This window comes from Streptomyces sp. SAS_270, from assembly GCF_052543295.1.
In genome coordinates this window covers 1-23,587 of the sequence record NZ_JBMNDS010000006.1, presented here as the reverse complement: position 1 = coordinate 23,587, position 23,587 = coordinate 1, and the positions used below count along the sequence as shown (strand labels likewise).

Genomic DNA, 23,587 nt, shown 5'->3' with positions numbered 1-23,587 from the left:
ACTTCCATGGGTATGAAGGACCAGTTCCAGGACAAGGCCGAGCAGATGCGCGACAAGGCCAAGCAGAAGCAGGGCCAAGGCCAGGACGAGGCGAGCGAGCGCTCGCAGCCGATGCGTGACGAAGCGCAGCGCGGCCAGCAGCGTGGCCAGCAGCAGCAGCGTGACCGAGGTCAGCAGCGTGACCGCGGTGACCAGGACACGCAGCGCGCCATGCAGGACGAGCAGGACCGGTTCGACCAGGACTACGACGTTTAACGTTGCACTTGGCTGAGCTGTGTTTGGGGCGCCCTCTTCTTGAAGAGGGCGCCCCATTCCGCTGTCCGTGCAACCGCGTCCCCGGGCGCGGTTGCACGGGGGGCTACTCCCTCGGCGGGAGTTTCGGGCGGGTTCGCGCCGGCACGTTTCCGTAGTCCGGGGGAGTCGCCGCGGGGTGCGTCGTCAGCAGGTCAAGGGAGAGTTGGATGGCGTCGTCCAGTTGGGCGTGGCGGCCTTCCGCCCAGTCCAGGGGGGTGCGGTGGATCTCGAGGTCGGGGGTGACACCGCGGTTCTCGATGGACCAGCCGTACGCGTCGAACCAGGCGGCGTTCATGGGGACCGTGATGACCGTGCCGTCGCCGAGCTGATGGCGGCCGGTCATGCCGACGACTCCGCCCCAGGTGCGCTGGCCGACGACCGGGCCCAGTTTCAGGAGTTTGAAGGCGGCCGTGATCATGTCGCCGTCGGACGAGGTCGCCTCGTCCGCGAGGGCGACGACCGGGCCGCGCGGGGCGTTCGAGGCGTACGACACCGGCTGGGCGTTGCGCGTCAGGTCCCAGCCCAGGATGGTGCGCGTGAGCTTCTCGATCACCAGCTCGCTGATGTGGCCGCCCGCGTTGCCGCGTACGTCGACGATGAGGGCCGGGCGGGAGACCTCCAGGCGCAGGTCGCGGTTGAACTGGGCCCAGCCCGAGCCGCCCATGTCCGGGATGTGCAGATAGCCGCAGCGGCCGCCGCTCAACTCCCGTACGACTTCACGGCGTTTGGCCACCCAGTCCTGGTAGCGCAGCGGGCGCTCGTCGATCAGCGGGACCACCGCCACCCGGCGTGAACGGCCCTCGCCCTCCGCCGGGGTGAACGTCAGCTCCACCGTCGTACCGCCCGCGCCCGCGAGCAGCGGGTACGGTCCCGTGACCGGGTCCACCGGGCGGCCGTCCACATGGGTGAGCACCGCGCCCTCCCGGATCCCCGTGCCGGCCAGCGGGGAGCGGGCCTTGGAGTCGGAGGAGTCGCCGGGGAGGATCCGCTTGAGCATCCAACTGCCGTCGCGGCGCACGAAGTTGGCGCCGAGCAGGCCCTGCCGGCGCTGGTAGTGGGGCGGGCCCTCGTTGCGGCGGGCGGCGGACACGTACGCGTGCGAGGTGCCCAGCTCGCCGAGCACCTCGCGCAGCAGATCGGCGAACTCGTCCGGCGACGCGACCCGTTCGACCAGCGGGCGGTACTGGTCGAGCATCGCGTCCCAGTCGATGCCGCACATCTTGGGTTCCCAGTAGTAGGCGCGGATGATGCGGCCCGCCTCCGCGTACGCCTGCCGCCACTCGGCGGCCGGGTCGGCGTCGTGCAGGATGCGGCGCAGGTCGATCCAGACCGTCGAGTCGCCGTCGCCGGACTCGGTGGAGGGGACGGCGCGCAGGTCGCCCTCGTCGACGACGACCAGGCGGCTGCCGTCGCCGCTCACCGCGAACCAGTCGAGGTGGTCGACGAGTTCGGACTTCTTCGCCTTGCTGATGTTGAAGTATTCGAGGGTGGGCCGGCCGGAGGTGTCGTCCGGGTTCGCGAAGGTCTCGCCCAGTGCGCCGGAGATGGGCCAGCGCAGCCAGACCAGACCGCCGCCCGAGACCGGGTACAGCGCCGAGTACTTGGAGGCGGTGACCGGGAAGGGTGTCACCCGGGCTTCCAGGCCCTCGATCTCGACGGTCGCGGTGGACCCGTCGCCCGGTTCCTCCTCGACCGGGTCCAGGCCGCCGGCGACCGGGCGCCCGTCCGGGTTGAGCGCGAAGGGGGAGGGCGTGGCGGAGGAGAGCGGGACGAGGTAGGGGCGGCAGCCCAGCGGGAAGGAGAGGTCGCCGGTGTGGACGTCGTAGACCGGGTCGAAGCCCCGCCACGACAGGAACGCCAGATAGCGGCCGTCGCGCGTGAAGACCGGGTTCTCGTCCTCGAAGCGGCCGTTGGTGACGTCGACGATCAACCGGTCCCCCTTGCCGGTGGGGGAGACGCGCGCCATCTTGATCTGGCGCAGCGAGCGGCCGATGCCGGGATGCGACCACGTCAGCCAGGCCCCGTCCGGCGAGAACGCGAGGTCGCGCACCGGGCCGTTGATCGACCGGATCAGCTCGGTGACCTCCCCGTTGGAGTCCTCGGTCGCGTCGATGAGGAGCAGCCGCCCGTCGTTGGAGGCGATCGCGAGCCGTTCGCCCCGCGGGTCCGAGACCAGTTCCTGCACGCGGCCCAGACCGCCGGAGGCCAGCCGGCGCGGCTCACGGTCGCCGGTCGCGCGCGGCAGATAGGCGATCTCGACCGCGTCCTCGCCCTCCGCGTCCGTGACGTAGGCGACCTGGCCGCCCGAGCCGAGCATCTCGGGAAGCCGGACGCGTACCCCCGGGGTGTCGACGATGGTGCGCGCGGGGCCGTCGCGGTGCGTGAGCCAGTACAGGCTGCCGCGGACGACGACGGCACTGGCCCGGCCCGTCTCGTCCACGGAGATGCTGTCGATGTGCCGGGCCGTCGGGACCGGGTACGTACGCCGTCCGGCGCGTGGCCCGCCGAGCCGTACGTCGAGGCGGCGCGGCACCGAGTCCGCGGCCAGGTCGTCGACGATCCACAGGTCGCCGGCGCACTGGTAGACGACGCGGGCGCCGTCGGAGGCGGCGTGCCGGGCGTAGAACGCGTCGTGGTCGGTGTGCCGGCGCAGGTCCGAGCCCTCGTACGTGCACGAGTACAGGTTGCCGATGCCCTCGTGGTCGGAGAGGAAGGCGATGCGGCCGCCGACGAACATGGGGGAGTGGAGGTGGCCTTCGAGGTCCGCGAGGATCCGCTGTCCGTGCAGCCAGAGGCGGCCCGTCGCGCCGCCCCGGTAGCGCTTCCAGGCGGCCGGTTCGTGCGGCGGGGTGCCGGTGAGCAGCAGGGTCTTGCGTTCGCCGTCGATGTCGGCGACGGCGATGTCGGAGACCGGGCCCCAGGGCAGCCGGCCGCCGGGATCGCCGTCGGGGTGCACGCTGTAGGCCCAGGTGAAGTACGAGAAGGGCTGGCCGTGCGAGGCGACGGCGAGGATGTCGCCGTCCGGGGACCAGCCGCAGACCTGGGTGTCCGCGCTCCCCCAATAGGTGAGCCGCTTCTCGGGACCGCCGTCCACCGGCGCGAGATGGATCTCGGGGACGAAGCTGCGCCAGCTCGTGTACGCGATGTGCCGCCCGTCGGGCGAGAACCGCGGGTGGCCGACCTTGGTGCGGTCGACCGTGAGCCGCCAGGCGCGGCCGGGCCCGTCCAAGGGAGCCACCCAGAGGTCGTCCTCGGCCGCGAAGCACAGCCGGTCGCCGCTGAGGTGCGGGAAGCGCAGATAGCCGGGGTCGGTCGGGCCGGCGGTCGTGGTCGGGTCGGTGGTCGCGTTCTCGTACGGGTCGCTGGCGTCGCTCACCTACTCATGCTTTTCCGGGGGACGGCCTCGGGCAACTTATGAAAACGCGACAGGAGTGACACAACCCACGTACGAAACGGTTTCGTTTCGCTAGCTCTCGGGGTATCTTCATGGATGTACGGAGGTACGAAACCGTGTCGTTCGGAGCAGGGACAGAGGAAGAGGAAGGTGAGTGGGATGACTGAGACCGCGACGGTGCGGCGCAGTCGGATCACGCCCGAGCGTGAGGCCGAGTTGTACATGGCCGTGCTCGACCTGCTCCGCGAAGTCGGCTACGACGCCCTGACCATGGACGCCGTCGCCGCCCGTACGAAGTCCAGCAAGGCCACGCTCTACCGCCAGTGGGGCGGCAAGGCCGAGCTCGTCGCGAAGGCCGTGCGGCACAACAAGCCGGGCGGCATGGGCCTCGCCGACATCGACACCGGGTCGCTCAAGGGTGATCTGCACGCCCTCACCCTGCGTTCGGACGACTGCGAGATGGAGCAGAACTCCGCGCTGATGCGGGGCCTGGCCATGGCGGTCCACAGCAACCCGGACCTGCTGAACGCGTTCAAGGAACATCTCATCGAGCCGGAGATGGCGGAGTTCCGTCGAGTCGTGCAGCGCGCGGTCGACCGGGGTGAGGTCCGTGCGAACAACCCGGCGATCGACTACATGATGCACATGATGCTGGGCGGGTTCGCCGCCCGCACACTGATCGACGAGAAGCCGCCGACGCAGGCCTTCCTCCTCTCGTACATCGACGCCGTGGTCCTCCCCGCCCTCGGCATCCGGTAGATCCCCGCAGTTCCCGATCCCCTTGCCTGTCCGAGTACCTGACGTCACCGCTCACGTCGTCGGGACGGTCACCCCTGCCTCCCCGCAGGGCTGATCACCCCTGCCCAGAACCGCCCCCACGACCTGACCGGGAGTACGTCTTCGTGGCCACGTTTCTCTACAAACTCGGCCGACTCGCCTTCCGGCGACGGCACTTCGTCGCCCTGATATGGGTGGCGCTGCTGACGCTCGCGGGCGTCGGCGCCGCCTCCGCGCCCACCGCGGGCTCCAGTTCCTTCTCCGTTCCCGGCACCGAGGCCCAGAAGGCCTTCGACCTGCTGGAGAGCCGCTTCCCCGGGACGACCGCCGACGGCGCGACCGCGCGGGTCGTCTTCAAGGCGCCGAGCGGCGAGAAGATGACGTCCGCGGCCAACAAGGCCGCCGTCCACAAGACCGTCAACGAACTGCGCGACGGCTCGGAGGTCACCTCCGTCACCGACCCCTACAAGTCCGGCTCCGTCTCCAAGGACGGCAGGATCGCGTACACGCAGGTCAGGTACGACGTCTCCGGCATGGAGCTGAAGGACGCCTCCAAGGACGCCCTGAAGGAGGCGGCGCAGGTCGCGCGGGACACCGGGCTGACCGTGGAGGTCGGCGGTGACGCGCTGCAGGCCGTGCCCGAGACCGGGTCCACCGAGGTCATCGGCATCGCGGTCGCCGCGGTCGTCCTCGTCATCACCTTCGGCTCGCTGATCGCGGCCGGGCTGCCGCTGCTGACCGCGCTGATCGGCGTCGGGATCGGTGTCTCGACGATCACCGCCCTGGCGAAGGCGCTCGACCTCGGCTCCACCACCTCCACGCTCGCGATGATGATCGGCCTCGCGGTCGGCATCGACTACGCCCTCTTCATCGTCTCCCGCTACCGCGCCGAACTGGCCGAGGGCCGGGAGCGCGAGGAGGCGGCGGGCCGCGCCGTCGGCACGGCGGGCTCCGCGGTGGTCTTCGCGGGCCTGACGGTCGTGATCGCCCTGGTCGGCCTGGCGGTCGTCAACATCCCGATGCTCACCAAGATGGGCGTCGCGGCCGCGGGCACGGTCGCCATCGCCGTCCTCATCGCGCTGACCCTGATCCCGGGCCTGCTGGGCTACGCGGGCAAGAAGGTCAAGCCCGCGGGCGAGAAGAGCAAGGTGCTCGGCGGCGGGCGCGCGGCCAGGAAGGCGGCGCAGAACCCCGACAAGCCGAACATGGGCACGCGCTGGGCGAGGTTCGTCGTACGGCGTCCGATCGCCGTCCTGCTCCTCGGTGTCGTGGGCCTCGGTGCCGCGGCCATCCCGGCGTCCTCGCTGGAGCTGGGCCTGCCCGACGACGGCTCGCAGCCGACGTCCACGACGCAGCGCCGGGCGTACGACCTGCTGTCGGACGGCTTCGGCCCCGGCTTCAACGGGCCGCTGCTGGTCGTCGTCGACGCGAAGGCGAGCAAGGACCCCGACGCGGCGTTCACCAGGGTCAAGGACGAGATCAAGGGGCTCAAGGGGGTCGTGACGGTGACCCCGCCGGCGCCCAACAAGGCCGGCGACACCGCGACGATCAGCGTCATCCCGAAGTCGAAGCCCTCCTCGACGCAGACCGAGGACCTGGTCCACGCCATCCGTGACGCGGGCGGCGACATCAAGGCCGACACGGAGGCGAGCACCCTCGTCACCGGCTCCACGGCGATGAACATCGACGTCTCGCAGAAGCTCAACGACGCGCTCATCCCGTACCTCATCCTGGTGGTCGGCCTGGCCTTCCTCCTGCTGATCGTGGTCTTCCGCTCGATCCTGGTCCCGCTGAAGGCGGCGCTCGGCTTCCTGCTGAGCGTGATGGCGGCCCTGGGCGCCGTCGTCGCGGTCTTCCAGTGGGGCTGGCTGGCAGGCCTGATGGGCGTCGAGGAGACCGGTCCGGTCATGTCGATGATGCCGATCTTCATGGTGGGCGTCGTCTTCGGTCTCGCCATGGACTACGAGGTGTTCCTCGTGACCCGCATGCGCGAGGCGTACGTCCACGGGGAGAAGCCCGGCCAGGCCATCGTGACGGGCTTCAAGTACGGGGCCCGTGTGGTCACCGCAGCCGCCGTCATCATGATCGCCGTCTTCTCCGGCTTCATCGGCTCCAGCGAGTCGATGATCAAGATGATCGGCTTCGGCCTCGCGATCGCCGTCTTCTTCGACGCGTTCGTCGTCCGTATGGCCATCGTCCCGGCCGTCCTCGCCCTGCTGGGCAAGAAGGCCTGGTGGCTCCCGAAGTGGCTCGACCGCGCCCTGCCGAACGTCGACGTCGAGGGCGAGGGTCTGCGCGCGCACGACCGCCCGAAGGACGACGACGCGGACGAGGACCGGGAGTTGGCACGGGTCTGATCCCTCCCGGCCGGCACGAGAAGGGCGCCCCGCTGCTCGGCGGGGCCCCCTTCCGCCTTGGAATTCGTTCGTGACGCATGTAACGGGCAGCTAGCCTGCGTTTCATGACGTCTTCGGAATCAGGAGCCCACCCCCGCTTCGCCGAGGCCCTGCGCGAGCTGGGCCTGGACGAACTGCCCTCGCAGGTCCGGCACTTCCCGGAAGGCGCCCGTACCGCCGCCGAGGCCGCCGCTGCGATCGGCTGTGAACTGAGCCAGATCTGCAAGTCGCTGATCTTCGCGGCGGACGGGGTACCGGTGCTCGTCCTCATGGACGGGTCGTCCCGCGTCGACCTGGAACTCGTCCGGCAGGCGCTCGGCGTCGAGAAGGTCACCCGGGCCAGGGCCGACGTCGTACGGGAGACGACCGGGTACGCGATCGGGGGCGTGCCGCCCTTCGGGCACCGTACGAAGACCCGTGTCCTCGCCGACCGTTCACTGCTGGACCACGACGTGGTGTGGGCGGCGGCCGGGACCCCGCACGCCGTGTTCCCGATGGAACCGAAGGCGCTGATCGCGCATGCCGGCGCGGCGCTCGTGGACGTGCGCGAGCAGACCTCGTGACGCCCCTGGTGACCGCGGCGGTGCTGTTCGCCGCGGTCACCCACGCGAGCTGGAACGCCATCGCGCACCACATCACCGACAAGCTGGTCGGCTTCACACTGATCGCGGGCGGCGGGGCCCTGATCGGGATGGCCATGGCGCCGTTCGTGCCGTTTCCGGCGGCCGGGGCGTGGCCGTATCTGATCGCCTCCGCCGTCATCCATGTCGCGTACTACGTACTGCTCATGCGGTCCTTCCGGCTGGGGGACTTCGGACAGGCGTACCCGATCGCGCGCGGGACCGCGCCGCTGGTCGTCACGGGGCTCGCGGCGCTGTTCGCGCACGAGGTGCCCGACGGCTGGGCGGCGGCGGGCATCGCCGTGTCGTGCGCCGGGCTGACCGGGGTGGCGCTGTGGGGGCTGCGCGGGAGCCGTCCCAACTGGGCGGCGATCGGGGCGGCGCTGGCCACCGGGCTGACGATCGCGGCGTACACGGTGGTCGACGGGCTCGGCGTGCGCGCGTCGGGCTCCTCCCTCGGGTACATCGCGTGGCTGATGGCGGTCGAGGGCGTGGTCGTCCCGGCGTACGCGGTATGGCGCTGGCGGGGCGGGACCGCGGCGATCCTGCGGCCCTTCGCCGGGGTCGGCTTCCTCGGAGCGGCGCTCTCCGTGTCGGCGTACGGGCTCGTCCTGTGGGCCCAGACCCGTGCGGAGCTGGCCCCGATCGCCGCGCTCCGCGAGTCGTCGATCATCGTCGGTGCCGCGATAGGCGCCGTCTTCTTCAAGGAGCGGTTCGGGGCGCCGAGGATCGCGGCGGCGGGGCTGCTGGTCGTGGGGATCGGGCTGATGCTGCACGCGGGATAGCGGGGCCGCGGCAGATCCCGGGGCCGGTGGCCCGTGCGGCGACGGCCCTGGAGGAGCACTCTGGAAGCAGCGGTTTCGGAGGTGATCGTCATGACGCACACCGCTGTGGGATGGCACATCGAGCTGGAGTTCGAGGAGGACGACCAGCGCACACGGGCGGCGGCCCTCGTACGGCTGCCCGACGGGAAGGAGGTGCGGGCGCACGGTTATGCCAGCCGCCACCGCTCGGACGAGAATCAGCCGAGGGTCGGCGAGGAGATCGCGGGGGCTCGCGCGCTGAACGAACTCGCGATGCAACTGCTGACCAAGGCGCACGACGAGATAGACCAGGCGTCCGGGAGGACATCGCACTCCCTGACCCGCTGACCGCCTACTCGCTGACCGCCTACCCGCTGACCGCCTACCCGCTGACCCGCTCTGACCGCGGTCCCCGGGACGGACTCAGAGCGATGACGCCGCCGCCCGCACCGCCCGTACCAGCGCCTGCGCCCGCGGGTCCGCCGTCACGCTCGTACGGAAGCCGTTGGTGACATAGCCGAAGGCGATGCCCGAGTCCGGGTCGGCGAAGCCGAGGGCGCCGCCGCGGCCCGGGTGGCCGAAGGAGCCGGGGCCGAGGAGGGGCGAGGCCGTGCCGTGCAGCATGTAGCCGAGGCCGAAGCGGGTACCCACGACCAGGACGCGGTCGGGGCCTGCGGAGGCTTCGGTGCGGGCCAGGTCGACCGTCCCGGGTGCCAGCAGCCGTACGCCGTCGACCTCCCCGAGCAGCGCGGCGTAGAAGCGGGCCAGGCCGACCGCGGTGGCGATGCCGTTCGAGGCGGGCAGGACGGCCCTGTGGTACGCGGGGTCGTTCTCGTCCGGCTGCGGGGTGATCGCGGCGAAGGCGCGGCGGGTGAGGGAGGACGGGTCGGCGTAGGCCTCGGAGACCGACCGCTTGGGGCGGGCCTTCAGCGCGCCGTCCGCCGCGGGGGCCTCGATCCGGCCGACCCGGCCCACGCGGGGCGCCTGTTGCTCCGGCAGGCCGACCCACAGGTCCAGGCCCAGCGGCCCGGCGATCTCGTCCGCGATCCACTCGCCGATCGTCCGGTCCGTGACGCGCCGGACCAGTTCGTTCGTCAGCCAGCTGTACGTCTGTGCGTGGTAGCCGTGGTCGGCGCCGGGCTCCCAGGCGGGCGGCTGTGCGGCGATCGCGGCGGCCGCGAAGTCGGGGTCCGCCGCCTCGGCCGGCGTCAGCGGACGGTCGAGGACGGGCACCCCGGCGCGGTGCGCGAGCACGTGCCGCACCAGCGTCCGCTCCTTGCCGTACGCCTTGTACTGCGGCCAGTAGCGGCCCACCGGAGCGTCCAGGTCGAGCTGCCCGCGCTCCACGAGCATCAGCAGTACGGCGGCGGCGACACCCTTCGTCGCGGAGCGCACGATCTGCGCGGTGCCCCGCTCCCACGGCTCGGCACCGTCGACGTCCCGCGTGCCGCCCCACAGGTCCACGACCTTGCGCCCGTCCCGGTAGACGGCGACGGCCGCGCCCCGGTCCCCGAGCACGTCGAAGTTGCGCGCGAACGCGTCCCTGACCGGTTCGAAGCCCTCGGCCACCGTGCCGTTCACGTCCACGCCCGTACTCCCGTTCAGTTCGCCCACGACACCGCCTACGACAATGGATGCAACACCCATTCATCGCCTGCGATTCCCAGGCCCGAGCGGCTCAGCCCAGCAGAACCGTGACGTCGATGTTGCCCCGGGTCGCGTTCGAGTAGGGGCAGACCTCGTGGGCCGCGTCGACGAGCTTGGTCGCGAGGTCCTGGTCCAGCACCGGGAGGGACACGCTGAGGGCGACCGCGAGGCCGTAGCCGCGCTGCTTGTTGGGGCCGATGCCGACCTTCGCGGCGACGGTGGAACCGGACAGGTCGTAGCCCGCGCGGCGGCCGACGAGGACGAGCGCGTTGTGGAAGCAGGCGCTGAACCCGGCCGCGAACAGTTGCTCCGGGTTGGTGCCGTTGCCGTCCCCGCCGAGCGCGTGCGGCATCGCGACCCGCAGCTCCAGTTGGCCGTCCTGGCTGGTCACATAGCCGTCCCGGCCGCCGTGCGCGGTGGCCTCGGCGACGTACATGATCTTCGTCGGACGGGTGTCGACGGCGGTGCCGTCACTCATCGCTGGACCTCCCCCGGAGCGGGCAACACAAGTGCGTGCAAGTACATCGTGCACAAGGTACCGGCCGGTAGGTTCGCGGGTCACGGCCAGGGGGTGGCAACCGCGGGTAACCCGGCGTCAGCTGCCTGCCCGGGTCAGCGCCCTGCCCCCTCACGAGGGATCAACGCGCCCCTCCCGGGGGATCAGCGCCCCGCCGCCCCGTCCGCCCGCTCCGCCAGCCGCCACAGCTCCCCGCGCAGCCTCGCCACCTCGTCCCCGCTCAGCCCGGTCGCCGTCAGCAACGCCCCGGGCACGCCCGCCGCGCGCTCGCGCAGCTCCTCGCCGCGTCCGGTGACCGCGACGAGCACCGAGCGCTCGTCGTGCGCCGACCGCTCACGGCGTACGAGACCGGCCGACTCCAGGCGCTTGAGCAGCGGCGACACCGTGCCGTAGTCGAGCCGCAGGGCCGCGCCCAGCTCCTTGACCGTGGTCTCGCCGTGCTCCCACAGGACGAGGAGGACCAGGTACTGCGGATACGTCAGGCCGAGTTCGTCGAGGAGTGGGCGGTAGGCGGCGGTCACGGCGCGCTGGGCCGCGTACAGCGCGAAGCACAGCTGCTCGTCGAGCAGCAGCGATCCGGCCCGCGCCTCGGAAGTGCCCGTCTCTTCGTTCGTCACGCGCCCATTGTCACGGAGCGCGGGTCGAACCCGAAGGGCAGCTCCAGGCGGTGCGCCCGCATCAGCTCCTCGTCCGACAGCAGCTCGCCGGTCTTTCCGTCGGCCGCGATCGTGCCCTCGCTCAGGACGAGGGAGCGCGGGCACAGCTCCAGCGCGTACGGCAGGTCGTGCGTGACCATGAGGACCGTCACGTCCAACGACCGCAGGATGTCGGCGAGTTCACGCCGGGAGGCGGGGTCGAGGTTGGAGGACGGTTCGTCGAGGACGAGGATCTCCGGCCGCATCGCGAGCACCGTCGCGACCGCGACCCGACGGCGCTGGCCGAAGGAGAGGTGGTGCGGCGGGCGGTCCTTGAACTCCGCCATGCCGACCTGGGAGAGGGCGCTGTCCACCCGGGCCTCCAGCTCGGGTCCCTTCATGCCCGCCGACGCCGGACCGAACGCCACGTCCTCCCGCACCGTCGGCATGAACAGCTGGTCGTCCGGGTCCTGGAAGACGACGCCGACCTTGCGCCGGATCTCGGCCATGTGCTGCTTGCCGACCGGGAGCCCGGCCACCGTCACGGTTCCGGCGCCACCGGCCAGGATGCCGTTGAGGTGCAGGACGAGGGTGGTCTTGCCGGCGCCGTTCGGGCCGAGCAGCGCTACGCGCTCGCCGCGGGCGATGGTGAAGTCCACGCCGAAGAGGGCCTGATGGCCGTCGGGGTAGGCGAAGGCGAGGCCGGAGACCTCCAGGGAAGCAGTCACAGGGTCCATCCCAACAGACACACGACAAGGGCGGCGACCGGCAGGGCGAGGGCGTACGACCACTGCGCCCGGGACGCGGTCACCTCGTCGATCACCGGCATCGAACCGGCGTACCCCCGGCTGACCATGGCCAGATGCACCCGCTCCCCGCGTTCGTAGGAGCGGATGAAGAGCGCGCCCGCCGACTTGGCGAGGACGCCCCAGTGCCGGACCCCGCGCGCCTCGAACCCGCGCGACTCCCGCGCGATCCGCATCCGCCGCATCTCGTCCGTGATGACATCGCCGTAGCGGATCATGAAGGAGGCGATCTGCACGAGGAGCGGCGGGAGCTTCAACCGCTGGAGGCCGAGCAGCAGTTCGCGCAGTTCGGTGGTGGAGGCGAGCAGGACGGAGGCGGCGACGCCGAGGGTGCCCTTGGCCAGCACGTTCCAGGCGCCCCACAGTCCGTTGACGCTCAGCGAGAGGCCGAGGACGTCCACCCGCTCGCCCTGCGCCACGAACGGCATCAGTACCGCGAAGGCCACGAACGGGATCTCGATCAGCAGCCGCTTGAGCAGGAAGGCGGCCGGGACACGGGCCCGGTGCGCGACGACCGCGAGCAGTGCCGCGTACAGCGCGAACGCCCACATGGCCTCGCGCGGTGTGGAGACGACCACGACCACGAAGGCGAAGGCCGCCGCCAGCTTGGTGTGCGGCGGCAGGGAGTGCACCGGCGAGTGCCCGTGCCGGTAGAGCTTGTGGGCGTGGCCCGCGCCCATGTCAGACGCCTTCGGGCAGGGACGCGGGGGAGGTGGCGTTCGTACGGCGCCTGCGGACCGCCCAGAAGATCCCGCTGCCCGTGAGGACGGTGGCGCCGACGCCGATCACACCCGCGAGACCGCCGGAGAGCCGGGCGTCCGCGATGTCCCTGACGCCGTATCCGGCGAGCGGGGAGTCCTCGGTGTGGTGCTTCTTGGTGTTCTGGTCGATGCCCTGGTCCTTGGCGACCTTCTCCAGGCCGTCGGGGCTGGCGGAGGCGTAGAAGCTGACGACGCCCGCGAGGAGGAGGGAGGCGGCGAGGCCGGTGAGCCACACCTTGCGGTGCGAGGAGCGGGCCGCCACGGGAACCGCCGCGGGCGCGTCGACCAGTTCGCCGCCGACGCGGAGCTTGAGGCGCTGCTGCAGCCCGCGGGCGCCGTACACGAGATCGGGTCGTACGGCGATGACGGCGCCGACGGTCAGCGCGGTGATCGCGGCCTCGCCGATGCCGATGAGGACGTGCACGCCGATCATGGCCGTGGCCACCTTGCCGATCGGCACGTCGGTGGTGCCGCCGAGCGCGTAGATGAAGGTGAAGCAGACGGCCGCGGCGGGCACGGACAGCAGTGCCGAGACGAACGCGGCCGCGGTGATCGACCGCCGCCCGCGCGGAAGCACCTTCACCAGGCCGCGGAAGACGGCGTAGGACACCACCGTCGTGACGATCGCCATGTCGGTGATGTTCACGCCGAGCGCGGTGAGGCCGCCGTCCGCGAAGAGGATGCCCTGCATCAGCAGGACCACCGAGACGCACAGGACGCCGGTGAAGGGGCCGACGAGGATCGCCGCGAGCGCGCCACCGAGCAGATGGCCGCTGGTCCCGGCGGCGACCGGGAAGTTCAGCATCTGCACGGCGAAGATGAACGCGGCGACGAGGCCGGCGAGCGGGGCGGTCTTCTCGTCGAGTTCGCGCCGGGCTCCCTTGAGGGACACGGCGACGGCACCGGCGGCGACCACTCCGGCGACCGCGGAGACAGGGGCGTTGATGAATCCGTCAGGCACATGCACCGTTCGATAATAGTGGCTTGTTGCGAACGGCTTGCAAGAGCGTGTGTCTATGAATTGGCTGCGGTGCTGCTCGATGGGGGTGCGGAGGCGGATTCGAGGGAATGTGCGACATTGGAGAAGCGGGCGGATTCACATCCTCCGCACAGGTTACGCAGCGTAAGGAGTCGGCTCATGTCCGCCGTCGAACAGTACGCACGCGCCCATATCGTCACGGACACCGCGGACTCCGTCGACGACGAACACCGAGCCGTCCCCGTCGCCCTGCGCTACGACCCCGAGACCGACCCCCGCCTGGTGCAGATCACGCTGCCCGGCCCGCACGAGTGGGTCTTCAACCGCGACCTCCTCGAACAGGGGCTGCGGGCCCCCGTCGCCAGCGGAGACGTCCGCGTCTGGCCGTGCGGACGCGTGCAGGCCGTCCTGGAGTTCCACTCCTCCCACGGGGTGGCGGTCGTGCAGTTCGAGTCGAAGGCGCTGATCCGCTTCCTGCGCCGTACGTACACGGCCGCCGGGACCCCGGTGGCCCGCTGAGCTCAGCTGCCCGCCCGCAGCAAGGCCGCCACGATCGGGCCCGCCGAGTCGCCGCCGTGGCCGCCGGCCTGCACGACACCCGCCGCCGCCAGGTCGCCCTTCCACGCGGTGAACCAGCCGTTCGGCTTCTTCTGGCCGTCGACCTCCGCCGAACCTGTCTTCGCACCGTCGTCCGGACCGAGGCCCGCCATCGCCTCCGCCGCCGTGCCGGCCGCCGCCGTGTACTGCAGGACCTCCCGCAGCTGGGCCCGCGTCGACGACGACATCGTGCCGGTCGCCTTCGCGAGCGAGCGGCCGTCCACCGACGGGGAGACCAGGTAGGGCTGGTGGAACACGCCCGTCTTCGCCGTCGAGACCACCGACGCCATGTTCAGCGGGTTCATGCGCACCGCGCCCTGGCCGATGAGCGAGGCCGCCATCTGCGCGTCGCGCTGCACGGGCACCGAACCGTCGAAGGACGGGACGCCGATGGCCCAGTTGTTCATGCTCAGGCCGTAGATCCGCTGGGCGGTCGCGGTCAGGTCGGCGTCCTTCAGCTTCTTCGCCTGGCTGATGAAGGCCGTGTTGCAGGACCGGGCGAAGCTGCCCTTGAACGTGCCGCCCTTGATCTCGAAGTCGTCGTCGTTGTGGAACTTCCAGTGGCCGTACGTGACGGTCTTGGGGCAGGGGTGCACCTTGTCCGCCTTCGCCAGGTTCTTCTCGAACAGCAGCGTCGACGTCACGATCTTCATCGTCGAACCCGGCGCCATCGAGCCCTGGAACGCCGTGTTGAAGCCGTGGGACTGGTTGGCGACGGCGAGGATCTCACCCGTCGAGGGGCGCATGACCACGACCGAGGAGCGCGCCTTCGTCAGCACCTGCTGCTCGGCCTTCGCCTGGATCGCCGGGCTCAGCGTCGTCCTCACGGTGCCGGGCGTGCCCTCGCTCAGCGTCAGCAGCGTCTTGTCGGGGGTCTTGTCCGCCCCCTTCTTCGCCGCCTTGCGCACCACCCGCAGCTCGATGCCCGCGCTGCCGCCGGCCTTCTTGCCGTACTTCTCCCGCAGTCCGTCGAGGACCGTGCCGAGGGAGGGGTACTTGGCCGCCGTCAGCTCGCCGCCGTCGCGGTCCAGCGCCTTGACCGGGGGCGTGCCCGAGGCGCCGGTCACCAGTCGGTCGCCCTCGGTCAGAGCCGGGTGCACCACGGAGGGCTCCCAACTCACCAGCGGCACCCCGTCCTTGGCGCGCCGCACGACCGTCAGCCTCGACTCGTACGCCAGCGGCTTGCTCTTGCCCTTGTACGTCACCGTCGCCTTCACCGAGAACGGGACGGTGGCCCCCTTGCGCGTCCCGCCGGTGAGCGTGACGCCGGTGATGTGCGCGTCCTTGGTGTAGCCGGTCAGGGTCTTCGCCGCCGCCGCCGAGTCGTCCGTGGCGGCGGCGGCCTTCGCGACCTGGCCGTGCTGCCAGGAGGTGAGGAAGGCCGTCGCCGTCGTGCGGATCTCGGTCGCCGACACCGGGCCCGACTTCACGGCCTTGTGGTCGCCCGTCGCCGACGTGCGGTCCTCGGCCGCGGCGCCGCCCCCGCCGTAGAGCGTGTACGCGCCGATCGCGCCGCCCGCGGCGACCACGGTGACCAGCCCGATCACGAGCGGACCGCGCTTACTGCCGGTGCGCTCGGAGGCGCGCCTTCTCTTGCCCACAGCTCCAGATCCTCCGTGCCGGTTCCCCTGGCGCCCCCCGGGTGCCCTCACGCATCACAACGAGAGGCACCACCCTAGGGTCCCGGTACGACACGGGTGACTTCAGCCACCAGTTCGTAGCACGTCCGCGACAATCGGGCCCGCCGCGTCCCCGCCGTGCCCGCCCTCCTGGGTCATCGCCGCGGCCGCGATGTCATTGCGGTAGCCGGTGAACCAGCTGTTGGACTTCGACTGGCCGTCGACCTCGGCGGAGCCGGTCTTCGCGCCGATGTCCCCGCCGAGCCCGGCCATGACCTGCGCGGCGGTGCCGCTGGTCGCGGTGAGCCGCATCATCGACCTCAGCTGCGCGACCGTGTTCGGCGACAGGCCGCGCGCGGTGGCCAGTTGGCGGTCGTCGACCTTCCGGGACACGATCACCGGCTGGCGGAAGGCGCCCGTGATCGCGGTCGCCGTCACCGACGCCATGTTCAGCGGGCTCATCTGGACCTGGCCCTGGCCGATGGCGTTGGCGGCGCGGTCCGGGCCCGCGGAGGCGGGGACCTTGCCGTCGAAGGACGCGATACCGGTCTTCCAGTTGTTCTGCCCGAGCCCGAAGTGCTCCTGCGCCTCGGTGGTCAGCGACGCGTCCGTGAGCGGATGCGCCTCGGTGCCGTCGACGAGCTTCACGAAGGCCGTGTTGCAGGACCGCGCGAAACTGTTGGCGAGAGTCGCGCCCGGGTTGGGCTTCATGCTCGTGAGGTTGTGGAAGGTCTGGCTCTGCCAGGTCGCCGTCTGCGGGCACGGCGCCGGGCTGCTCATCGACGCGACACCGTTGTCGATCAGCATCGCCGAGGTGATGATCTTCATGGTGGAGCCCGGCGCCAGCGTCCCCTGGAACGCCGCGTTGAACCCGTCCGCGCGGTGGTTCGCCACCGCCAGCACCTCACCGGTACTCGGCTTCACCGCGACCACCGACGACTCGTCGTACTCCTTGACCGCCTTCTCGGCGGCGCCCTGCGCGGTCGCGGAGAGCGTCGTGCGCAGCTTGCCGGCCCTGCCCTTGGCGAGGGTCACCAGCGTCTTGTCGGGCGCGTTGTCGTCCGCGCGCCGGATCGCCAGCTCGACGCCGGGGGTGCCGCCCGCCGTGTCGCCGTACTTGGCGCGCAGCTCGTCCAGGATCGGCCCGAGCGAGGGGAACTTCTCCTTGGTCAGGACGACGCCACTGCGGTCCACGGCCTCGATCGGCGGGCTCGACGCCTCGCCCGTGAACAGGGTGTCGTCCCTACGCAGATCGGGGTGGATCACGGACGGCTGCCAGTCGACCAGCGGAGCGCCGGTGCTGGCCCCGCGCACGACCTTCAGCTCGGAGTCGTACGCCAGGGGCTTGCTCTTCCCGTCGTACGACACCGTCGCGTCGACGGCGAAGGACACGGTCGTGCCGATGACGGTGTGGGTCTTGATCTTCACATGGGTGATGTGCGCGTCGGTGCCGTAGGCGGTCAGGAGCTTCTCGGCGGCTTCCGGGAAGTTCGTGTAACCCCCGGCCTCGGCCGGCTCGGCCTTCTCCCAGGCGGTGAAGAACTTGCTGCTGCTGTCCTTGACCTCGTCCTTCGACAGCGGCCCGCTCTTCTTGGTCACGGCCCCCGCCGGTCCCGAACCCCCCTCGTCCCCGCTGATCGCGGTCACCACGTTGTACGCGCCGTATCCGGCGCCCCCCACCATCACGGCGAACACCGTGCCGACGATGGCGGCCTTTGCCCCCTTGCGCATCGGGCGCTTCCCTCCCCGTGGACCCCTCCCCGAACTTCTGAACGCGTTCAGAAATGGTGGTCTGCATCGCACTGTATGCGGAGGGAGTGGCCCGTGGGGTAAGCGTTCTCTGAATCGTTAGACCCAGGTGTCCAGCCACATACGGGATCGCCAGGAATCGATCGGAATAGCCGTTCCGGTATAGAGCGGCCAGAAATAGATGAAGTTCCAGGCGATCAGCAGGACCAGGACGCCCGCGGCCGTCGCGCCCATCACCCGGCGGCGTTCGCCGGAGCCGGGTGGGCCGAGGATCGCGCCGATCATCATCGCCACGGCCAGGCACAGGAACGGCACGAAGACGACCGCGTAGAAGTAGAAGATCGTCCGCTCCTGGTACATGAACCAGGGCAGATAGCCCGCCGCGATGCCGCACGCGATCGCGCCCGCCCGCCAGTCGCGACGGAACGCCCAGCGCCACAGCACGTACAGCACCGCGAAGCAGGCCGCCCACCACAGCAGCGGGGTGCCGATCGCCAGGACCTCACGGGCGCACTTCTCGCCCGCGTCGACCGGGCAGCCGTCCTTGCCGGGCGCCGGGGACTCGTAGAAGTACGACACCGGGCGGCCGTCGACGATCCAGCTCCACGGGTTCGACTGGTACGTGTGCGGGGACGACAGGCCGACGTGGAACTTGTACACCTCGTGCTCGTAGTGCCACAGGCTGCGCAGCCAGTCCGGCAGGAACGTCCAGCTGCCGCCCTTGCCGTCGGTCGCGGCCCAGTTGCGGTAGTAGCCGCCGCTGCCGTTGGTCGGGGAGAGGATCCAGCCCGTCCAGGAGACCAGGTAGACGGCGACCGCGACCGGCACGGTGGCCAGGAACGCCAGGCCCGTGTCGTGCTTGAGGACGGCCGTGTACGGGTGCCGGGCGCCCGCGACCCGGCGCGCGCCCACGTCCCACAGGACCGCCATCACACAGAACGCGGCCAGGATGTACAGCGCGTTCCACTTGGTGCCCAGCGCCAGGCCCAGCATCAGACCGGCCGTCCAGCGCCAGGGGCGCCGGCCGAGGCGGGTCGTCTCGGCGATGTGCGGGTCCGGGCGTACGACACCGTCCGCGTCGGCGGGCAGCGCCGCCGCGAGCCGGGCACGCGCCCTGTCACGGTCGAGGACCAGGCAGCCGAAGGCCGCGAGCACGAAGAACATCAGCACGCCGTCGAGCAGCGAGGTGCGGCTCATCACGAAGTGCAGGCCGTCCACCGCCATCAGCGCGCCCGCCAGGCAGCCCAGGAACGTCGAACGGAAGATCCGGCGGCCGATCCGGCACAGCAGCAGAACGGAGAGCGTGCCGAGCACCGCCGTCATGAACCGCCAGCCGAACGGGTCGAACCCGAAGATCCACTCGCCGAGCCCGATGACGTACTTGCCGACCGGCGGATGCACGACGTACGCGGCGTCGCCGGTGGGGCTGACCTGGCTGCCGCCCTGCAGGACCAGGTCGTTGGCGTCCTTGGCCCAGTTGGTCTCGAACCCGCGGTGGATGAGCGCCCAGGCGTCCTTGGCGTAGTACGTCTCGTCGAATATCACCGCCTTCGGGCTGCCCAGGTGCCAGAACCGCATCAGCCCGGCCATCAGCGTCACGAGCAGCGGGCCGCCCCACCCCGACCAGCGCGTGATGCGCTCGCCCACCTCCTGGCGCAGGCCGAGCACGGCCCAGATACGCGGGCTGGGCCGGGTGTACGGCGGCACGAGGCGGTCACGCACATCGCTTCTCGACGGCGCCGTGTATCCGAAGCGGCGCAGCCGCTGCTGCCACGACGGCCGCTGCTCTTCGGCGGCCTGGCCCTGCCGGGTGTCCGTGGAGGACGCGGTACTGGTCACCGCGCCATCGTAGGGAACCCATCTGTGGGAGTCCCGTGCCTGGGCCCTGCGAGGATGGAACCGTGACAGGAACCAGCCCCACCGGAACCAGCCCCGCCGGAATCCTCGTGCTCGCGGGTACGCCCATCGGCGACGTCGCGGACGCGCCGCCCCGGCTCGCCCAGGAACTGGCCGGCGCCGATGTCGTCGCCGCCGAGGACACCCGGCGGCTGCGGCGCCTCACCCAGGCGCTCGGGGTGCAGACCTCGGGGCGCGTGGTGTCGTACTTCGAGGGCAACGAGTCGGCGCGCACGCCCGAGCTCGTCGACGCGCTGCTGGCCGGCTCGCGGGTCCTGCTCGTGACCGACGCCGGGATGCCGTCGGTGTCCGACCCCGGATACCGGCTGGTCGCGGCCGCCGTCGAGAAGGACATCAAGGTCACCGCCGTACCCGGCCCGTCCGCCGTCCTCACCGCGCTCGCGCTGTCCGGGCTGCCCGTCGACCGGTTCTGCTTCGAGGGCTTCCTGCCGCGAAAGGCCGGGGAACGGCTCTCACGGCTGAAGGAGGTCGCCGAGGAGCGCCGGACCCTCGTGTACTTCGAGGCGCCCCACCGGCTCGACGACACGCTCGCCGCGATGGCCGAGGCGTTCGGCGCCGAGCGGCGGGCCGCCGTCTGCCGCGAGCTGACCAAGACGTACGAGGAGGTCAAGCGGGGGCCGCTGGGCGAACTCGCCGCGTGGGCCGCCGAGGGCGTCCGCGGCGAGATCACCGTCGTCGTCGAGGGCGCACCCGAGAAAGCGGCCGGGGAACTCGACGCGGACGAGCTGGTACGCAGGGTGCAGGTGCGAGAGGAGGCGGGGGAGCGACGCAAGGAGGCGATCGCCGCCGTCGCCGCCGAGGCAGGGCTTCCCAAGAGGGACGTCTTCGATGCCGTCGTCGCCGCCAAAAACGCCGCCCGCAGCACGCCATAAGCGGGCAAAGGAGTAGCGTGAAAGGCAAAGCCCAGGCCTGGGACCAGGGGTGTTGCGACAAGGAAAGACCAAATCGCCTCCAACACTCGACAGGCTTGATGCGCATCCGCCGGTAGAAGCGTCCACTGGTTGAAGGGACGCACCCGTCCCTCACCTCCGCCCCGGCGGGGGTGCTGTCCAGCGGACAGAGGAGCTGGCATGAGCGAGATCGCAGGGCAGAGCGGCGGCAACGCCGCCGCGGCCACCGCCGTAGTTCACGAGTCGTATTCCTTCGCCTGCATGCGCTGCGGGCACGGCTGGGAGCAGTCGTACGAGATCGAGCACCACCGCGACGCCGAAGGCAGCGAGTTCGTGACGTACGTGGCGGACGGCAAGGTCGTGCCCTCGCCGCTGAGCCGGCCCTCCTGCCTGAACTGCGACAGCCATGTCGTGCGCATCATGCGGCCCGGCCAGGTGTCCTCCGCGCTCAACTCGCTGCATCAGCCGCACCGGGCCCCGGCGGCGCGGAAGGCCGAGGGGGCGCCCGAGGGGGCCCCGCAGAGCGGGGAGCACCACTGGCACCTGTCGGATCTGCTGCACCCCTTCCACCACCGCAAGGCCGGCTGACCGCCTCCGGGAGTCCGGTGGGCATGCCCCGTTCGTAGGATCGGGGCATGCCTTCGAACACCTCGGCCCGCGGCACCAACGACGCGCCCCCGCTTCCCGAGCCCCTCCGGGTGCCCGTCGCGGACTCCCACACCCACCTCGACATGCAGTCCGGCACCGTCGAGGACGCGCTCGCCAAGGCCGCGGCGGTCGGGGTGACCGCGGTCGTGCAGGTCGGCTGCGACCTCGCCGGGTCACGCTGGGCGGCGAAGACCGCGGCCGCGTACGACGCCGTCCACGCGACCGTCGCACTGCACCCCAACGAAGCGCCGCGTATCGTCCACGGCGACCCCGACGGGTGGTCCCGGCAGGGCGCCCGGCAGCCGGGCGGGGACACCGCGCTGGACGACGCCCTCGCCGAGATCGACCGGCTCGCCGCCCTTGCGCAGGTCAAGGGCGTCGGTGAGACCGGCCTCGACTACTTCCGCACCGGGCCCGAGGGCAAGGCCGCCCAGGAGCGTTCCTTCCGCGCCCACATCGAGATCGCCAAGCGGCACGGCAAGGCCCTGGTCATCCACGACCGCGACGCCCACGGCGACGTCCTGCGCATCCTCAAGGAAGAGGGCGCCCCCGAGCGCACCGTCTTCCACTGCTACTCCGGCGACGCCGCCATGGCCGAGGTCTGCGCCCGCTCCGGATACTTCATGTCCTTCGCCGGCAACATGACCTTCAAGAACGCCCAGCCACTGCGCGACGCGCTCGCCGTCGCCCCCGCGGAACTCGTCCTCGTCGAGACCGACGCGCCCTTCCTGACGCCCGCGCCGTACCGCGGACGGCCCAACGCTCCCTATCTCATTCCGGTCACGCTGCGCGCCATGGCCGCGGTGCGGGGGGTCGAGGTGGACGCGCTGGCAGAGGCGGTCGCGGCCAACACTGCCCGCGCGTTCGATTTCTGACGCATAACGCTTCCAGGCCTTTTCCGGGGGCGCGCGCGGGAGCGTGTCGCGACACTGCGTAGCGGCGTTGCTTGGGAGAGTGACGACCGCTCCGCTAGGTTCTGGTCGCCCTCGCCCCGATCAGGAGCCCCTGGAGCGTCGTCGTGAGCAACTCGCAGTACGAGACGTACGAGATGGACGGGTCGTACGAGATGGACGGGTCGTACGGGACGTATGACCCGGCGTACGAGAGTCCTGAGCCGCCGCCCTACGGCCAGGGTGAGCCCCTCGACACGTATCGGCCCGCGTACGAGGCGTGGGAGCCGGCGCCTTCCGCCGGGTCCGAGGCGCCGACCGAGCCGCGGCTTCCCCGGCAGGGGGCCGCGGGTGCCTCGGGGGTCCCAGGGGGCGCGGGCGACACCCTCTCCGAGGTCGGGGGGCGTGCCTCGGCGCGGCGGGAGGCACGGCGCAAGCGGACCGGCGAGCGGCCCGATCCGCTGCGGCGGCTCCTTCCGCAGGCGCTGGTCGTCGCCTTCCTCGCCGGCGGCACCTCCGCCTTCGTCGCCAACGACAAAGCCATCGAGCTCAGCGTCGACGGCAAGCCCCGCACGCTGCACACGTTCGCCGACGACGTCACCGAACTCCTCGCCGACGAAGGCGTACGGGTGGGGGAGCACGACATCGTCGCGCCCGCCCCCGGTACCGCCCTCGCCAGCGGCGACGAGGTCGCCGTCCGCTACGGGCGGCCCGTCCGCCTCACCCTCGACGGGCAGCGGCGCCAGGTGTGGACCACCGCGCACACCGTGGACGGGGCGCTCAGGCAGCTCGGGGTGCGGGCGGAGGGCGCCTACGTGTCGACCTCGCGCTCCCAGCCGATCGGGCGCGCCGGGCTCTCCCTCGACGTCCGCACCGAACGGACCGTCACCGTCATGGCCGACGGGCAGGCACGGACCATCCGCACCAATGCCGCGACCGTCGGCGACGCCGTCGCGGAGGCCGGGATCACCCTCCACGGGCAGGACACCACGTCCGTCGCGCCCGGGACCTTTCCTCGTGACGGGCAGACCGTCACCGTCATGCGGGTCACCGGGTCGAAGGAGGTCCGCGAGGAGCCGATCCCGTTCGACGTGCAGCGCACGGACGACTCCTCGCTCTTCCGGGGGACCGAGGTCGTCGAGCAGGCCGGGCAGGCCGGGGTGCGGCGGATCACGTACTCGCTGCGGATCGTCAACGGCGTCAAGCAGAAGCCGCGGCAAGTGAGGACCGAGGTGGTGCGGGAGCCCCGGACGCAGGTCGTGAAGGTCGGCACGAAGCCGCCGCCGACGTCTGTGCAGGGCGCGGACCATCTGAACTGGTCCGGGCTTGCCGCGTGTGAGTCCGGGGGGCGGGCGGGGGCGGTGGATCCCTCCGGTACGTACGGCGGGCTCTACCAGTTCGACACGCACACCTGGCACAGCCTCGGCGGCGCGGGGCGTCCTCAGGACGCGCCGGCCACCGAACAGACGTTCCGGGCGAAGAAGCTTTATGTGCGGCGGGGGGCCAGTCCTTGGCCGCATTGCGGGGGGCGGTTGCGTGGATGACATTGCTGGCGTGGGCGCCTGTCGTGGGGTGCGGTTCGTTGTGGGTCGGGTCCGTGCCGGTACGTCTTGCCCGTCGCCGCGTGGGCGTACTGCCCGGCACCCGA

General features: G+C 71.3%; 21 protein-coding genes. 11 read left to right on the top strand and 10 right to left on the bottom strand.

Annotated features, from left to right (window positions below):
* Positions 1-6: 6 nt before the first annotated feature.
* Positions 7-255, top strand: a complete 249-nt coding sequence (locus ACN6LB_RS06040) for a hypothetical protein (protein WP_356133177.1) — start codon at positions 7-9, stop codon at positions 253-255.
* Positions 256-358: 103 nt separating this feature from the next.
* Here the strand turns inward: ACN6LB_RS06040 and ACN6LB_RS06035 are convergent, their stop codons facing one another.
* Positions 359-3,592: a S41 family peptidase gene (locus ACN6LB_RS06035; RefSeq protein ID WP_445024974.1), complete on the bottom strand. Its 3,234-nt coding sequence runs from the start codon at positions 3,590-3,592 to the stop codon at positions 359-361.
* 255 nt (positions 3,593-3,847) lie between these two features.
* On the opposite strand from ACN6LB_RS06035, the gene ACN6LB_RS06030 reads away from it, so the two are divergent.
* The 5 genes from ACN6LB_RS06030 (at position 3,848) to ACN6LB_RS06010 (ending at position 8,632) form a co-directional block, all read left to right on the top strand.
* Positions 3,848-4,447, top strand: coding sequence for a TetR/AcrR family transcriptional regulator (locus ACN6LB_RS06030; RefSeq protein WP_445024865.1), 600 nt, complete (start codon positions 3,848-3,850; stop codon positions 4,445-4,447).
* Positions 4,448-4,590: 143 nt separating this feature from the next.
* Positions 4,591-6,822: an MMPL family transporter gene (locus tag ACN6LB_RS06025; protein WP_445024864.1), complete on the top strand. Its 2,232-nt coding sequence runs from the start codon at positions 4,591-4,593 to the stop codon at positions 6,820-6,822.
* 104 nt (positions 6,823-6,926) lie between these two features.
* Entirely contained in the window at positions 6,927-7,424 is a 498-nt protein-coding gene (locus ACN6LB_RS06020) for a YbaK/EbsC family protein (protein WP_445024863.1), read from the top strand.
* Positions 7,421-8,266 carry an EamA family transporter gene (locus ACN6LB_RS06015; protein ID WP_445024862.1) on the top strand — a complete coding sequence of 282 codons (846 nt, stop codon included), beginning with the start codon at positions 7,421-7,423 and terminating at the stop codon, positions 8,264-8,266. Before ACN6LB_RS06020 ends, ACN6LB_RS06015 begins: the two co-directional genes overlap by 4 nt.
* 90 nt (positions 8,267-8,356) lie before the next feature.
* Positions 8,357-8,632 carry a DUF1876 domain-containing protein gene (locus tag ACN6LB_RS06010; protein WP_356145942.1) on the top strand — a complete coding sequence of 92 codons (276 nt, stop codon included), beginning with the start codon at positions 8,357-8,359 and terminating at the stop codon, positions 8,630-8,632.
* A gap of 75 nt (positions 8,633-8,707) precedes the next feature.
* Here the strand turns inward: ACN6LB_RS06010 and ACN6LB_RS06005 are convergent, their stop codons facing one another.
* The 6 genes from ACN6LB_RS06005 to ACN6LB_RS05980 form a co-directional block, all read right to left on the bottom strand.
* Positions 8,708-9,871: a serine hydrolase domain-containing protein gene (locus ACN6LB_RS06005; protein WP_445024861.1), complete on the bottom strand. Its 1,164-nt coding sequence runs from the start codon at positions 9,869-9,871 to the stop codon at positions 8,708-8,710.
* 91 nt (positions 9,872-9,962) lie between these two features.
* Positions 9,963-10,409, bottom strand: coding sequence for an organic hydroperoxide resistance protein (locus ACN6LB_RS06000; protein WP_356145935.1), 447 nt, complete (start codon positions 10,407-10,409; stop codon positions 9,963-9,965).
* Positions 10,410-10,591: 182 nt separating this feature from the next.
* Complete coding sequence (locus tag ACN6LB_RS05995) at positions 10,592-11,065, bottom strand: MarR family winged helix-turn-helix transcriptional regulator (RefSeq protein ID WP_445024860.1); 474 nt, start codon at positions 11,063-11,065, stop codon at positions 10,592-10,594.
* The gene (locus ACN6LB_RS05990) at positions 11,062-11,820 is read right to left on the bottom strand and encodes an energy-coupling factor ABC transporter ATP-binding protein (protein ID WP_445024859.1); all 759 of its coding nucleotides are present in this window, start codon (positions 11,818-11,820) and stop codon (positions 11,062-11,064) included. The genes ACN6LB_RS05995 and ACN6LB_RS05990 overlap by 4 nt, the downstream gene beginning before the upstream one ends.
* Positions 11,808-12,569 carry a cobalt ECF transporter T component CbiQ gene (gene cbiQ / locus ACN6LB_RS05985; RefSeq protein WP_356145926.1) on the bottom strand — a complete coding sequence of 254 codons (762 nt, stop codon included), beginning with the start codon at positions 12,567-12,569 and terminating at the stop codon, positions 11,808-11,810. The genes ACN6LB_RS05990 and cbiQ overlap by 13 nt, the downstream gene beginning before the upstream one ends.
* A 1-nt stretch (position 12,570) precedes the next feature.
* Complete coding sequence (locus tag ACN6LB_RS05980; RefSeq protein WP_356145923.1) at positions 12,571-13,617, bottom strand: energy-coupling factor ABC transporter permease; 1,047 nt, start codon at positions 13,615-13,617, stop codon at positions 12,571-12,573.
* Between the two features lie 171 nt (positions 13,618-13,788).
* Between ACN6LB_RS05980 and ACN6LB_RS05975 the strand changes: the two genes are divergently transcribed.
* Complete coding sequence (locus ACN6LB_RS05975; RefSeq protein WP_445024858.1) at positions 13,789-14,148, top strand: SsgA family sporulation/cell division regulator; 360 nt, start codon at positions 13,789-13,791, stop codon at positions 14,146-14,148.
* A 2-nt stretch (positions 14,149-14,150) separates the two neighbouring features.
* Here the strand turns inward: ACN6LB_RS05975 and ACN6LB_RS05970 are convergent, their stop codons facing one another.
* The 3 genes from ACN6LB_RS05970 to ACN6LB_RS05960 all read right to left on the bottom strand — a co-directional run bounded on the left by ACN6LB_RS05970 (position 14,151) and on the right by ACN6LB_RS05960 (position 19,433).
* A complete protein-coding gene (locus tag ACN6LB_RS05970; RefSeq protein ID WP_445024857.1) occupies positions 14,151-15,827 on the bottom strand; it encodes a penicillin-binding transpeptidase domain-containing protein in 1,677 nt (558 codons plus the stop codon).
* Between the two features lie 102 nt (positions 15,828-15,929).
* Positions 15,930-17,576, bottom strand: a complete 1,647-nt coding sequence (locus tag ACN6LB_RS05965) for a penicillin-binding transpeptidase domain-containing protein (protein WP_445024856.1) — start codon at positions 17,574-17,576, stop codon at positions 15,930-15,932.
* A 117-nt stretch (positions 17,577-17,693) separates the two neighbouring features.
* A complete protein-coding gene (locus ACN6LB_RS05960) occupies positions 17,694-19,433 on the bottom strand; it encodes a dolichyl-phosphate-mannose--protein mannosyltransferase (protein WP_445024855.1) in 1,740 nt (579 codons plus the stop codon).
* A 62-nt stretch (positions 19,434-19,495) separates the two neighbouring features.
* Between ACN6LB_RS05960 and rsmI the strand changes: the two genes are divergently transcribed.
* The 4 genes from rsmI (at position 19,496) to ACN6LB_RS05940 (ending at position 23,483) form a co-directional block, all read left to right on the top strand.
* Entirely contained in the window at positions 19,496-20,383 is an 888-nt protein-coding gene (gene rsmI / locus ACN6LB_RS05955; protein WP_356145908.1) for a 16S rRNA (cytidine(1402)-2'-O)-methyltransferase, read from the top strand.
* A 198-nt stretch (positions 20,384-20,581) separates the two neighbouring features.
* Positions 20,582-20,989 (top strand): hypothetical protein, encoded by a 408-nt coding sequence (locus tag ACN6LB_RS05950; RefSeq protein WP_445024854.1) that lies wholly within the window; start codon positions 20,582-20,584, stop codon positions 20,987-20,989.
* 47 nt (positions 20,990-21,036) lie between these two features.
* On the top strand, positions 21,037-21,924 hold the full coding sequence (locus tag ACN6LB_RS05945) for a TatD family hydrolase (RefSeq protein ID WP_445024853.1): 888 nt from the start codon (positions 21,037-21,039) through the stop codon (positions 21,922-21,924).
* 143 nt (positions 21,925-22,067) lie between these two features.
* Complete coding sequence (locus tag ACN6LB_RS05940) at positions 22,068-23,483, top strand: ubiquitin-like domain-containing protein (RefSeq protein WP_445024852.1); 1,416 nt, start codon at positions 22,068-22,070, stop codon at positions 23,481-23,483.
* The last annotated feature ends 104 nt before the right edge of the window (positions 23,484-23,587 follow it).